This window comes from Clostridium sp. CAG:43 (assembly GCF_000434655.1).
Classification (GTDB): domain Bacteria; phylum Bacillota; class Clostridia; order Lachnospirales; family Lachnospiraceae; genus Otoolea; species Otoolea fessa.
Genome location: NZ_FR895114.1, coordinates 4,235 through 16,645, shown reverse-complemented (window position 1 = coordinate 16,645; position 12,411 = coordinate 4,235). Strand labels below are relative to the sequence as shown.

The window sequence follows — 12,411 nt, the reverse complement described above, 5'->3', positions numbered from 1 at the left end:
TGAAGCAGAAAATGGCTGCTATTTTTTACAGATTTTTCTGCCGCAACAGCAACAGTCTTCTATTTTTATTTTTATAATAAAAGGCTGCTACAAAATTCTTCGCAAAAATGCAAAAAACAGGATTGAAATTTATGAAAATCGTTGGTTTAATCACCGAATATAACCCGTTCCATGCCGGACATCTGTATCATATGCAGCAGGCAAGGGAACTGACCGGCGCGGACTACTGTGTCGTCCTGATGAGCGGCAGCTTTGTCCAGCGCGGCGAACCCGCCATCTTTGATAAATACCTCCGCACGAAAACCGCCCTTCTCGCCGGTGCTGACCTGGTACTTGAGATACCGGCCGCCTTCTCCACCGCCTCGGCGCATGAATTTGCCGCCTATGGGGTTGCGCTTCTGTCGGCGATCGGTGTGGATGCCGTTGTGTTCGGCAGTGAATGCGGGCAGATTGAAATCCTTAAGCAGGCTGCTTATGCGCTGAATCATGAATCGGCGGAATTTCAGGAACGGCTGCGGAAAGGGTTGAAGGCGGGACTGACTTATCCGCAGGCACGGGCGAAGGCGCTGGGAGAAACACAGGCAGACGGGACAAGAGTTGAAAATGTGGAAGATTTTCACACAAATACAGATGTGTCGAACTCTCATATATGGTCTTCCATTTTAAACTCCCCTAATAATATCCTTGGGATTGAATATCTGCGGGCGGCGGAAGATCTGCATAGTCCGATGGAATTTTATACGATTTCGCGGGAGGGAAGCGGATATCATGAGGATGCACTGTCTGAATCAAAGTTTCCATCCGCTTCGGCAATTCGCGGGATAGTTCGGAAGAGCTATGAAAATCTGTCAGCAGATAGTCCAGCTTCACTAAAACAGGAACCGGGTTCTGATTCAAAAAGTGAGATTTTATTTAATATTTTAATACCTCATCTGCCAGCCGTGACGCATCCCGCATACGCAGGTGCGCTTCCCGTTTTTACAGATGACTTTTCAGAACTTTTAAATATGGCTGTTTTACAGATGCAGAAATCTTCAGCGAAAGGTTCCATTGCTGCCACAAACGCCGTTATGCCTTCCAGCACTTTGTCTGTTGATACCAATACGCAGGCTATATCCCGCATCGCAGATCTCTCCCCGGAGCTTGCCGCCCGCCTTGCAAAACCACCTTACTTTCCTCTCTCTTTTGAAGAACGGATTCAGGCGTTAAAGACGCGCCAGCTTACCTACACGCGTGTCAGCCGGGCGCTTCTGCATCTGATACTCGGTATGCGCGAGGAAGATATTTCCCGGTGGAAGGACGAGGGCTATGCACTCTATGCACGGATTCTCGGTTTTCGCAGACAGAGCAGCCCTCTGCTCTCCTGTCTGCATAAAAAAAGCAGCATCCCCCTCATCACTAAAATGGCAGATGCCGCCCAGAACCTCTCCCCGTCGGCGCTCGCGCTGCTGGAGCAGGAGGTATACGCCTCGCATTTATACCAGACGGTGCGGATAAAGCGCGGCGGCGTATTTCAAAATGAATATACAGAAGGACTGGTTTTTGTATAAAAATGAACCAACCTACTGATTTAATCTGAGATTCAAGTCGAACGTCCGTGAGACTTGGCGCGTGATTCTGGTCAGCGAAGCTGACATATTCCATACAGAATCACTGCGCATCCCCGCGGAGCGTTTATCTCAGTCGGAGACCCACCTCCCACTGAGACAAATTTGCTATTACTCGCCACCTAAAGAGGTGGGGCTCTTCTCGACTGAGATAAAACTTACAAATGGAGGAAACCACAGTGAATAGAAAATCACCTATTATCATCGGAATTGCCGGAGGAACCGGTTCAGGAAAATCCACTTTTACAAACCGTCTGAAAGACGCATTTGGTGATCAGGTAACCGTGCTTTACCACGACAACTACTACCGCGCCCACGATGACATGCCATTTGAACAGCGCAAAAAGCTGAACTACGACCACCCGGATGCATTTGAGACGGAGCTGCTTCTTGAGCATCTCAACAAACTGAAAAACTGGGAGGCGATCGACTGTCCAACCTACAACTACGCCAACCACAACCGCGCCGAAGCAACCATTCACATCGAGCCGCGCCCGGTTATCCTGTTGGAGGGCATTCTCGTTCTCTATGACGAAGCACTCCGCAATCTGCTCGACATACGCATTTTCGTCGATGCCGACGCCGACGAGCGCATCCTCCGCCGAATCTTACGTGACACGAAAGAGCGCGGACGCGATATCGAAAACATCATCGATCAGTACCTGACCACCGTCAAACCGATGCATGCCCTCTTTGTAGAACCGACCCGCGCCTATGCGGATGTGGTTACCAACAGCGGGCGGAATGAGGTTGCATTCTCGCTGGTGCGCGGGGAGATTGCACGGCTGCTGGATGAGGCGAAGGCGGGAGAATAATATTTCAAAATATTGGGGTCACTTAGATCACGCATCGAGGTCACGATTTCTATTTCCTACACCTCATCCCCCACCAACAATCCATACAATGTCGGCTTCACATGCAATTCCTTCATCATTGTCTCTAATGCCGCCCCGTCTGCTTTCTTGCCCTGGCGAATCGCACGGATCATGATGTTTTTCGGTGTGTGTTCCATGTCGATGAATTCGAGAATCTGCGTCCGGTAGCCGGACATTTCGAGGAGCTGCCCACGGATTCCGTCGGTCAAAAGCGCCGACATACGTTCTTTCAGAAGGCCGTACTGTAAAACCGGCGACAGAAGGTCGTTCTGAATCTGCTTGTTAATCTCATGCTGACAGCATGGAACGGAAAGAATGACTTTTGCGCCCCATTTGACCGCTTTTGCCAGCGCATAATCGGTCGCTGTATCACAGGCGTGCAGCGTCACGACCATATCGACCTGATCGACGCCCTCATATCCGGCGATGTCGCCGTGCAGGAAGGTCAGGTTCTCAAATCCAAACTTCTTGCTCAGGCGGTTGCAGAGCGCAATGACATCTTTTTTCAGATCCAGACCGATGACACGGATCGAATATTTTTTCAGCACATGCAGATAGTAATACATCGCAAACGTCAGATATGATTTCCCGCATCCGAAATCAATGATCGTATTCGTCCGGTTCGGATCGAGATTCGGAAGTACATCCTCAATAAATTCCAGGAAACGGTTGATCTGGCGAAATTTGTCGTAGCGGGATTTCACAACTTTGCCTTCTGCCGTCATGACACCGAGATCTACCAGAAATGGGACTGGGACGCCTTCCTGAAGGACATATTTTTTAGTACGGTTATGGGATAACGAAGCCAGACGTTCTGAAAACGCTGCGGCATCCATGCCAGCCGACAGTCCTGTTCCGGCATTTTTCTGCTGTTTCGCATTTCCCTGTATTTTAGCACTTCTCTGCATCTTTCCGTCTTCGTGACTTGACTGACTCTGACCCGATTTTTCGAGCGAATTTTCTTTCACATCTGCATGACTCTTCGCCGGCATCTGCTTTCCAGCTTTCCGCACATCACCTGCTGCCACCGATACCGTCCGATTCTCTGCCTTTTTAACCCCCACCTTCTTCTCTTTGATCGTCACCGTCCCCTTCTTACTGATCAGAATATTGACAATCCCGTGAAGCGACGCGATCTCCGCATTGCGGTAACGGTTTTCCAGTTCTCCGAGCAGGTACTCGGTGGTCTTTTCTGCGTTCTGATTTTTCTGAAATGCCTGTTTTTCCGTAAATTCTTCCGTCTGAAAAGCAAGCGCCCCCCGCAGAAGCAGAGGACGCACGGTTAATTTCAGATAGGATTCACGGGTTCTCGGGTTGCTGAAAATGATTCGCTCCAGATCGGCATCGAGATACCGCAGAAGCACCTCTCTCAGTTCCTGTGATTTATCCATATGAAACTCCTATTAGTTCTTAAAGCTGTGTACTGGTGCCGGGATACGTCCGGTACGTTTGACAAAGTTGTCGCAGGAGAAACGGTTGACCGGAATGATCGGCGCATAGCCAAGCAGACCGCCGAACTCTGCCGTATCGCCCACTGTTTTTCCGATGACCGGAATCAGGCGGACTGCCGTTGTCTTCTGGTTGATCATGCCGATTGCCGCCTCGTCCGCGATGATACCGGCGATCGTGGTCGCTTTCGTATCGCCTGGGATCGCAATCATATCAAGACCTACAGAGCAGACACAGGTCATTGCTTCCAGCTTCTCAATCGTAAGTGCACCCTCAGAAACTGCATCGATCATGCCCTGATCCTCGCTGACCGGAATAAATGCACCGCTGAGTCCGCCAACATAGGAGGACGCCATGATGCCGCCCTTCTTAACCTGATCATTTAACATTGCCAGCGCTGCTGTTGTACCCGGTGCACCGCTGCGCTCTAAGCCGATCTCTTCCAGAATCTCCGCCACACTGTCTCCGACTGCCGGAGTCGGTGCCAGCGACAGATCAATGATGCCAAACGGAACGCCCAGACGTTTGGACGCCTCCTGTGCTACCAGCTGTCCAACACGGGTGATCTTGAACGCCGTCTTCTTGATCGTCTCACACAGCACCTCAAAGTTCTCGCCACGTACCTTTTCCAGAGCCGTCTTTACAACTCCCGGACCGCTGACGCCGACGTTGATGATCGCATCCGCCTCAGTCACGCCATGGAATGCACCTGCCATGAACGGGTTATCATCCGGCGCGTTGCAGAATACAACCAGCTTCGCACAGCCGAGGGAATCATTGTCCTTCGTTGCCTCTGCGGTTGCCACAACCATCTCGCCCATCAGACGGACTGCATCCATGTTAAGACCTGTCTTGGTAGAACCGACATTGATGGAGCTGCACACACGGTCGGTGCAGGCAAGTGCCTGCGGGATCGAGCGGATCAGAAGCTCTTCCGCCGGTGTCATTCCCTTGGAAACCAATGCGGAATAGCCTCCGATAAAGTTGACGCCCACTTCTTTCGCTGCCTTATCAAGTGTTTTCGCAATCTCTACAAAATCCTCGCTCTTCTTGCAGGCACTTCCACCTACCAGCGCGATCGGAGTAACCGAGATACGTTTATTGACGATCGGAACACCAAATTCACGTCCGATGGCATCGCCGGTCGATACAAGATCTTTCGCATAAGTTGTAATCTTATTGTAGATCTTCCCATTCATCTTCGCCAGATCACTGTCCACACAGTCTAAGAGGCTGATACCCATCGTGATCGTCCGCACATCCAGTTTTTCATGCGCGATCATGTTATTAGTTTCCAGAACTTCCTGCATGTTAATCATTGGTTTTACGTCCTTTCTGAAAATATTTGCTTAGATTCTGTGCATACTGGTAAAAATCTCTTCTCTCTGACAGAGAATCTTTACGCCGATCTCCTGTCCCAGCTTGTCCAGCTCATGCGCCATATCATCAAAGGATGTCTTGGAACCGGAAATATCCACGATCATCATCATGTTGAAATATTCCTGCAGGATCGTTTGCGTGATGTCAAGAATGTTCATGTTGTGGTCAGCCAGATAGTTACACGTTTTTGCAACGATACCGACGCGGTCCTGTCCAACGATAGTAATAATAATCTTACTCATAGCTTTCATCCTCCTGTGTGCTCTCCGTCCTATGGCGGAAATGTTTTTATGACTTACTAATTTCTATAAAAACTCAACTGCCATCCGGCTGCTGACTTTTACACCTAAAATAATATTCCGTTACTGGACACGTATGCGTGTACAGTAACGATATTTCTGTCAACCCCACACTTTTGTCCATGCCTCCAAGCCATAACCCCAAATATATCTTCTGGCTTGTTTTCAGACTTTGTATAACCAATTTTAATACTTTTACGTCTTCTACACCGTCACAATCTGCGACACTGCATCGCGTTTTGCCACTGTGATCGGGAAATCATTCGCCTTATACGGCGTATCTCCCTCTGTGATCTCCAGACGCACCGTCTCATATGCCAGCTCTTCGTAATTATTTTCCTTACTCAGATGCCCCAGGAAAATATGCTTCAAATTGTCATGCAGAATGGAACTTAAAAGCCGCCCCGCATTTTCATTGGAAAGGTGTCCGTAATCGCCTAAGATACGACGCTTCAGGTAATACGGATACGGTCCTGCCTCCAGCATTTTGACATCGTGGTTGGCCTCCAGCAAAATCGCATCCAGCCCCTGCAGATGGTCAATGATGTACTGGGAATAATGCCCCATATCCGTCGCCACCGCCACCGATCTTTTTTCATTCTGAACCCGGTAGGCAACAGGATTCGCTGCATCATGGTCGATCCGGAACGGTTTGACTTCCAGATCTCCTACCATAAAATCAACATCCGGCGTAATCGGGTGCATCAGATCTTCCGGAATCTCGCCAAGACTCTTGGAATCCTGAATTTCCTCTAATGTCTCTTTTGTGCTGTAAATAGGTGTGCCATATTTGCGCGCCAGCACGCCGAGCCCTTTGATATGGTCGGAATGTTCATGCGTGATGAGAATTCCATCCAGTTCCCGCGCATTCAGCCCCAGGTCATTTAACCCCATCTCAATACGCTTGTTGCTGATCCCCGCATCCACCAGAACGTGGGTGTTGTCGCTTCCTATATAAATACAATTCCCGCTGCTGCCGCTGGCAATACTAACCATCCGCATATGTATCCTAATCCTCTTTTCCTAAAAATGACGCTATCTGCTTCCGAATATCCTCAATCCCGCCGTTGTTGTCCAGCACACGCGTCGCAAAACTCCGGTAATCGTCCTCGGATGCCTGATTTGCCATGATGCCCCGGCATTTTTCCTCACTGTAGCCGCGGCTTGCCATCAGACGTTTGATGCGGTTCTCCACCGATGTGTATACATACCAGATTTCATCAAACATCGCATTGTGCTCGTCATCATAGAGAGCTGCCTCCACAACGATGATCTCCTTGTCGGAATGGTTGATCGCATAGCGGATCTCCTCCCACGCCATCGGGTGGATGATGGCGTTCATCGTCTCCACCGCCTCTTTATTCTGGAAAATAAGCGCCGCAAGCTTTTTGCGGTCAATGCTGCCGTCCTTATTTAAAAAGGAATCACCCAGCGCCTCTACCACATGCTGATAGCCTTTCTTACCCGGCTCCATGAGCTGGTGAGCCACTTCATCCGCCTTAATAATTTCCGCGTCAAATTCCTCCTGCAGCACACGCAGGACCTCACTCTTACCGGAACCAACGCCTCCGGTAATACTGATTATCTTCATGTTTATCTGTACCTTTCCATTATTTCGTTTCAAACCACGAATTTCCCATCTTCATATCGATTTCCAGCTCCACCTGCAGCTGCGCCGCACGTTTCATCTCCGTCGCCAGAATCGACTGCACCTGTTCCAGCTCTTCTTTCCAGGTTTCAATCAGAAGTTCATCGTGCACTTGGAGGACAATGCGGGAACGCAGTCCTTCGCGGCGCAGGCGTTGATCGACGCGGATCATCGCAATCTTGATAATGTCGGCTGCAGTTCCCTGAATCGGGGAATTCATCGCCACACGCTCACCGAACGAACGCTGCATAAAATTGCCGGATTTCAGCTCCGGAATCGGTCTCACACGCCCATACATAGTCTTGACCTCGCCGTATTTCCTGCCCGTTTTTACCAGACCATCGAGGAAACGTTTGACATCCGGGTAGGTTTCAAAGTAGCGCTCAATGTACTCGGTCGCTTCCTTGCGGGAAATGCCGAGATCTTCGCCCAGCCCAAACGCGCTGATACCATATACGATACCGAAATTGACTGCTTTTGCATTGCGGCGAAGCTGCGGTGTCACTTCCTCAAGCGGCACATGGAATACCTGCGACGCCGTGATCGCGTGGATGTCCTCCGCCTGCCGGTATGCCTGGATGAGGTTCTTGTCATTCGACATATGCGCCAGCACACGCAGCTCAATCTGGGAATAATCAGCGTCAACCAGCACACAGCCCTCGCGTGGTACAAACAGCTTCCGGATCTCGCGTCCCAGCTCCATACGCACCGGAATGTTCTGTAGATTCGGCTCTGTACTGCTGATACGTCCTGTCGCTGTGATCGTCTGGTTAAAGGTTCCGTGGATTCGTCCGTCCTCCCGGATAAATGCACCCAGCCCGTCCGCATAGGTCGATTTGAGTTTCGCCACCTGGCGATAGTCTAATACTTTCCGCACAACCGGATACTCCGGCGCCAGTTTTTCCAGCACATCCGCCGCCGTCGAATAGCCGGTCTTCGTCTTTTTGCCGCCCGGCAGGGACATTTTTTCAAATAAAACCTCTCCCAACTGCTTCGGGGAATTAATATTAAATTCACAGCCCGTCTCGGCGTAAATCTCCTGCTCCAGTTTCTCTACCTGCGTCTGGAGGCGTTCGCCGTAGGCTTTCAATTCCTCCCGGCGCACCTGAATACCTTCCTCTTCCATATGGTAGAGGCTGTAAATAACCGGCATCTCTATCTCATAAAAGAGATGCAGCATTCCATGTCTTCGAAGCTGCCCCAGCAGGATTTCCCGCGATTTCCACGCCGTATATGCCATGTAGCAGACACAATTCAACGCTTTCTCCGGCATTGTCTCAAATGCATCCGACAGCGCCGTTTTTCCAAGCAAATCGACCTGTGACGGCACGGTCATATCCAGGTAATCGCGCGCCAGGTCATCATATCCATAGGTATCCTTGAGCGGATTTAACAGATACGCCGCCACGCCTGCGTCCATAACCGCACACTTTCCTTCTGCATTCCGGATGCCGTCCACGATCCGGCGGCTGTGATTTTTAAGAAATGGAAGCTGGATCTTGAGATCCAGAACCGTCACAGACGGAACCACCTCCATCAGGCGTTCCAGCTCCTCCGCCAGATACTGTCCGGTCAGGAACCCAACCGCCGGGATCGCATAGATCGATGTCCCGTCCAGGCAGAGTGCCAGTGCTACAACCTCTCCTTTTTCAATCACCAGCTGCGCGCCGATCTCCTCTGCCCGCTGTGCACGGTCAAAAATCACCTGTGCCTCGCCAAAATCATTTACCAGACGGAAAGATTTTTCCATTTCTGATGACGCAAAGGCGTCCTCACCAAATTTCTGCAGAATGGACTTAAATTCCAGCTGCTTCATATACTGATATGCCTCCGGCGTGTAAAGCGAATCCAGCTTCGCCTCCTCCAGCGAAAAACCAATCTCGCAATTGATGCGGATCGTTGCCAGATCCTTGCTCATCTGCGCCATGTCATAATGCTCCCGAAGCGCTTTCTGTGCGCGCGGCGGCTTTACCTCATCAATGTGTGCATACGCATTCTCAATGCTTCCGTAGGTGGTAATCAGGCTGGTTGCCGTCTTTTCACCGATCGATGGCACGCCCGGAATATTATCCGAAGTATCGCCCATCAGCGCCTTTACATCAATAAATTCGATCGGCGTCACCTGATACTCCGCCTTCACATCCTCCGGGTAATAGTCGCGTATCTCCGTCGTACCTTTCGAAGTACGCGGCATCCGAATCTTAATGTGCGTATCTGCAAGCTGCAGCAGGTCACGATCTCCTGATACGATAGAAACCTCCACGCCCTCCGCCGCACAGCGTTTCGCGATCGTTCCCAGAATATCGTCTGCCTCATACCCCGCCTTGGTAAGAATCGGCACGCCCATCGCTGTCAGCACTTCCTTCATCACCGGAACCTGCTCATGCAGCTCCTGCGGCATCGGTTTTCTCGTTCCCTTGTATGCCGCATACATTTTGTGACGGAATGTTGGCTCTTTCAAATCAAATGCCACTGCCAGATAGTCTGCCCCCTCATCTTCGATCACCCGGAACATGATATTTAAAAATCCGTACACTGCATTGGTGTGGAGTCCCTTCGAATTTGTCAACTCCGGCACCCCGTAAAATGCCCGGTTGAGTATACTATGACCATCTATCAGCACTAATTTGCCCATCTGTTTCCGTCTCCTGTTCTATCACTTGTTGCTTTTTCTATGGTGCCAGCCAAATCCTGACCTGCAGCATCACCGTCACCAATACCGCCATCACGCCCAGCGTATTGACCGCATACTCCATTTTCCGGAAGCGCCACATCCGACGCACGCGGGCATATGACTCAGCGATCCGCTTCTGCAGTGCGCCCATGATATCAAAAGTACCCGATCCGGTGTCCAGCTGTTTCAGTCCGACATCCACCATAAAATAAATTTCCAATTCTTCCTGACAGTTGCGGCAATGTTCCAGATGCTCCAGAAACGCTTCCAGCTCATCCCCGCTCAGTTTATCCTGGATATACGGCGTCACAAGACGCTCCGCTTCCCGACAGGTCACAGACGCCACCTCCTTTTCCAGTCTGTCATTCCATATGAATTATCATTCACGCATGACGCGTTCATAAAACCATTTAAACCTAATCATACCTTATTTTAATGAAACACGCAAGTCCCTGCGAATGCTTCGCTTCTTAATTTCAAAACAAACAAAAAAACAGTTGCAATCTGTCTCCAATTTTGGTAAGATAAAAAGCGTCGATAGACAGCCGGCTTGTCGGAATGGCAGACGAGGTGGACTCAAAATCCATTGGTGGCAACACCGTGCGGGTTCAAGTCCCGCAGCCGGCAGATTTGAAAGCCCTTGAAAATATTGGATTTTTCCTTTATTTTCAAGGGCTTTTGGTGTTTTCAAGCAAATATCTATCAGCCTTTCTTATTCTGTTTCATCTCCCGCCTTTTCTTCGTCATCAGACCGCCAATCCGCCCGCTCTCCTTGGCAGTCAGGCTTCTCCAGCCATACTGCCGTACCTTGTCTGCCAGCCCAATTTCTTCCGCCACCTCATATTTCAGCCGCTCTGCCGGGGTCATTTTCTCAAAATCCACCTTATTTTCATCCATAAAAAATACTCCTTTCCACCTTGTGTACTCAGAGTATGTCCATTTTCTGGAAAACTATTCGCATTGTTTTTCTATGTCCAGCTGCTCTTCCATCTCATCCGGCTCGTCGATCTCTTCCGGCAGCTGCTCCGTATCATCCCATATCTCCTCCGAATCTCCCCAGTTATATTTATCCTGAAAATTTTTTTCCTGATCGATCAGAAAATCCAGCCCGGCAGCTGCGCCTCCGATGGCAGCCCCGATCGATGTCACGCCGATTCCACCCACAAAGAGGATGGCGCCTATGATTGCCATTTTTTTCATCCATTTTTTCATTTTCCTATCCTCCTATGCCCTGGCTGACAGATAACCTGCCGCCTGACGGCAAAGCCGAATGATTTCCTTGACTGCCCACGGTAGGAACACACCGTAAAACAGGACACAACCACATATCAGAAGCAGACAGCTGCCCTCTGCCGCAATACCCAATCCGATGAACATCAGTCCCATCGCAAAATGTTCAAACAGACTCGCTGCACCCAGAACGAACAGCATAATTCCGCCAACAAATACCAGCACCGTCATCAGTCCCAGCACCACAAGTATCGCTGCCAGTGCGACCGCCAGCCCAAAAACACCTCCCACGGTTCCCGTCACCCACGAAAAGATAAACGGAAGAACTGCAAGCACTACCAGAACTGCCACAACCATTCCAATCTTGGAACCGGTTATTTTTTCTTTTAAGCAGTGCAGCATCTCGCTCAGACGGCTTCTTTGATTCTCATTGAATGCCGCATTTTCTCCCGTTTCCTCATCCCGAAATCCCCGGAATGGGTCATCCTCGGTTCCAGCCTGAAATCCTGCTTCTTTTTCTCGTTCTCCCTGTTCTGCCCCACCGCTTCTGGATAAAGTCGTCCGCTTTTCTTCAAACCGGCTGTCATTGTATCCCCGGTCTGTAAATTCGCCGCCACTCCATTCACTCTGCAGCTCCGTCCGGATTACCTCGGCAATATGCTCCGGACTCTGAAATTCTGCAAGTACCTCTTCTTCCTTCTCCGGTCCCGCTTCCTCCAGATAATCGCGGTAATAGTCAATCGCATCCCGTTTTTCTTCTTCCGGAATATCCTGCAAGAGCGCTTCCAGCCTCTCTAAAAATATTTCTTTTTTCATGATCTGCCTCTCCTTATCCCTCTTTCAGTATCTCTGAAATTTTTCCTGCATACACGTTCCACTCACCCCGGTAAAGATTCAGCTGAATCCGTCCCGCCTCCGTTATTTTGTAATACCGTCGGTTTCTGCCGTCGATCGCCCGGTCATATGTTTCCAGGCAGTCATCCTTCTGAAGCCGCCGCAACACCGGATAAAGCGTGGACTCCGATATTTCGATTGCCTGACGGACATCCTGCGTGATCTTATACCCATATGTTCCTTCTGCAGATTTTGATACAACCGAAAGGACGATCGCATCCAGAAGCGCAGCTCCTGTATTAAAAACCATCTTATCCCTCCTAAGATACATTAATTCAAAATATAATATTTTTTCTTGTTTAATATTATATGTTATATAATATTGTATCTGAATTATATATCAGTGTGCCTTCTT

At 49.8% G+C, this 12,411-nt stretch carries 13 protein-coding genes and 1 tRNA gene; 3 read left to right on the top strand and 11 right to left on the bottom strand.

The annotated features are described in order from the left end of the window. Nucleotides 1-131 precede the first annotated feature (131 nt). Both QVO97_RS11385 and udk read left to right on the top strand, forming a co-directional pair. On the top strand, nucleotides 132-1,550 hold the full coding sequence (locus tag QVO97_RS11385; RefSeq protein ID WP_022360440.1) for a tRNA(Met) cytidine acetate ligase: 1,419 nt from the start codon (nucleotides 132-134) through the stop codon (nucleotides 1,548-1,550). A 236-nt stretch (nucleotides 1,551-1,786) separates the two neighbouring features. Continuing rightward, nucleotides 1,787-2,422: a uridine kinase gene (gene udk, locus QVO97_RS11380; protein WP_022360439.1), complete on the top strand. Its 636-nt coding sequence runs from the start codon at nucleotides 1,787-1,789 to the stop codon at nucleotides 2,420-2,422. Between the two features lie 56 nt (nucleotides 2,423-2,478). On the opposite strand, the gene QVO97_RS11375 is transcribed toward udk, so the two are convergent. From QVO97_RS11375 to QVO97_RS11345, 7 genes are all read right to left on the bottom strand, one after another. Next, a complete protein-coding gene (locus tag QVO97_RS11375) occupies nucleotides 2,479-3,873 on the bottom strand; it encodes a class I SAM-dependent methyltransferase (protein WP_022360438.1) in 1,395 nt (464 codons plus the stop codon). Nucleotides 3,874-3,885: 12 nt separating this feature from the next. Beyond that, nucleotides 3,886-5,250: a PFL family protein gene (locus tag QVO97_RS11370; RefSeq protein WP_022360437.1), complete on the bottom strand. Its 1,365-nt coding sequence runs from the start codon at nucleotides 5,248-5,250 to the stop codon at nucleotides 3,886-3,888. Nucleotides 5,251-5,280: 30 nt separating this feature from the next. Continuing rightward, nucleotides 5,281-5,553 carry an ACT domain-containing protein gene (locus QVO97_RS11365; protein ID WP_022360436.1) on the bottom strand — a complete coding sequence of 91 codons (273 nt, stop codon included), beginning with the start codon at nucleotides 5,551-5,553 and terminating at the stop codon, nucleotides 5,281-5,283. A gap of 261 nt (nucleotides 5,554-5,814) precedes the next feature. Next, a complete protein-coding gene (locus QVO97_RS11360; RefSeq protein WP_022360435.1) occupies nucleotides 5,815-6,612 on the bottom strand; it encodes an MBL fold metallo-hydrolase in 798 nt (265 codons plus the stop codon). 7 nt (nucleotides 6,613-6,619) lie between these two features. Further along, nucleotides 6,620-7,234: a dephospho-CoA kinase gene (gene coaE, locus QVO97_RS11355; protein WP_333549076.1), complete on the bottom strand. Its 615-nt coding sequence runs from the start codon at nucleotides 7,232-7,234 to the stop codon at nucleotides 6,620-6,622. After that, nucleotides 7,221-9,893 (bottom strand): DNA polymerase I, encoded by a 2,673-nt coding sequence (polA, locus tag QVO97_RS11350; protein WP_022360433.1) that lies wholly within the window; start codon nucleotides 9,891-9,893, stop codon nucleotides 7,221-7,223. The genes coaE and polA overlap by 14 nt, the downstream gene beginning before the upstream one ends. Before the next feature lie 37 nt (nucleotides 9,894-9,930). Continuing rightward, nucleotides 9,931-10,269 (bottom strand): zf-HC2 domain-containing protein, encoded by a 339-nt coding sequence (locus QVO97_RS11345; protein ID WP_022360432.1) that lies wholly within the window; start codon nucleotides 10,267-10,269, stop codon nucleotides 9,931-9,933. 207 nt (nucleotides 10,270-10,476) lie between these two features. Here QVO97_RS11345 and QVO97_RS11340 point away from each other — a divergent pair. Further along, nucleotides 10,477-10,559 (top strand) — tRNA-Leu (locus QVO97_RS11340). A 75-nt stretch (nucleotides 10,560-10,634) separates the two neighbouring features. Here the strand turns inward: QVO97_RS11340 and QVO97_RS11335 are convergent. The 4 genes from QVO97_RS11335 to QVO97_RS11320 are packed head-to-tail and all read right to left on the bottom strand — an operon-like array spanning nucleotide 10,635 to nucleotide 12,306. Further along, on the bottom strand, nucleotides 10,635-10,829 hold the full coding sequence (locus QVO97_RS11335; RefSeq protein WP_022360431.1) for a small, acid-soluble spore protein, alpha/beta type: 195 nt from the start codon (nucleotides 10,827-10,829) through the stop codon (nucleotides 10,635-10,637). 54 nt (nucleotides 10,830-10,883) lie between these two features. Then, nucleotides 10,884-11,144 (bottom strand): hypothetical protein, encoded by a 261-nt coding sequence (locus tag QVO97_RS11330; protein WP_022360430.1) that lies wholly within the window; start codon nucleotides 11,142-11,144, stop codon nucleotides 10,884-10,886. 12 nt (nucleotides 11,145-11,156) lie between these two features. Then, nucleotides 11,157-11,978, bottom strand: a complete 822-nt coding sequence (locus QVO97_RS11325) for an HAAS signaling domain-containing protein (RefSeq protein WP_022360429.1) — start codon at nucleotides 11,976-11,978, stop codon at nucleotides 11,157-11,159. A gap of 13 nt (nucleotides 11,979-11,991) precedes the next feature. Further along, nucleotides 11,992-12,306, bottom strand: a complete 315-nt coding sequence (locus tag QVO97_RS11320; RefSeq protein WP_022360428.1) for a PadR family transcriptional regulator — start codon at nucleotides 12,304-12,306, stop codon at nucleotides 11,992-11,994. Between the last annotated feature and the right edge of the window lie 105 nt (nucleotides 12,307-12,411).

Coding starts and splice junctions, on each gene's coding strand:
- QVO97_RS11385 (WP_022360440.1), top strand. CDS start 132: ATGAAAATCGTTGGTTTAATCACCGAATATAACCCGTTCCATGCCGGA.
- QVO97_RS11375 (WP_022360438.1), bottom strand. CDS start 3,873: ATGGATAAATCACAGGAACTGAGAGAGGTGCTTCTGCGGTATCTCGAT.
- QVO97_RS11370 (WP_022360437.1), bottom strand. CDS start 5,250: ATGATTAACATGCAGGAAGTTCTGGAAACTAATAACATGATCGCGCAT.
- QVO97_RS11365 (WP_022360436.1), bottom strand. CDS start 5,553: ATGAGTAAGATTATTATTACTATCGTTGGACAGGACCGCGTCGGTATC.
- QVO97_RS11360 (WP_022360435.1), bottom strand. CDS start 6,612: ATGCGGATGGTTAGTATTGCCAGCGGCAGCAGCGGGAATTGTATTTAT.
- polA (WP_022360433.1), bottom strand. CDS start 9,893: ATGGGCAAATTAGTGCTGATAGATGGTCATAGTATACTCAACCGGGCA.
- QVO97_RS11335 (WP_022360431.1), bottom strand. CDS start 10,829: ATGGATGAAAATAAGGTGGATTTTGAGAAAATGACCCCGGCAGAGCGG.
- QVO97_RS11330 (WP_022360430.1), bottom strand. CDS start 11,144: ATGAAAAAATGGATGAAAAAAATGGCAATCATAGGCGCCATCCTCTTT.
- QVO97_RS11325 (WP_022360429.1), bottom strand. CDS start 11,978: ATGAAAAAAGAAATATTTTTAGAGAGGCTGGAAGCGCTCTTGCAGGAT.
- QVO97_RS11320 (WP_022360428.1), bottom strand. CDS start 12,306: ATGGTTTTTAATACAGGAGCTGCGCTTCTGGATGCGATCGTCCTTTCG.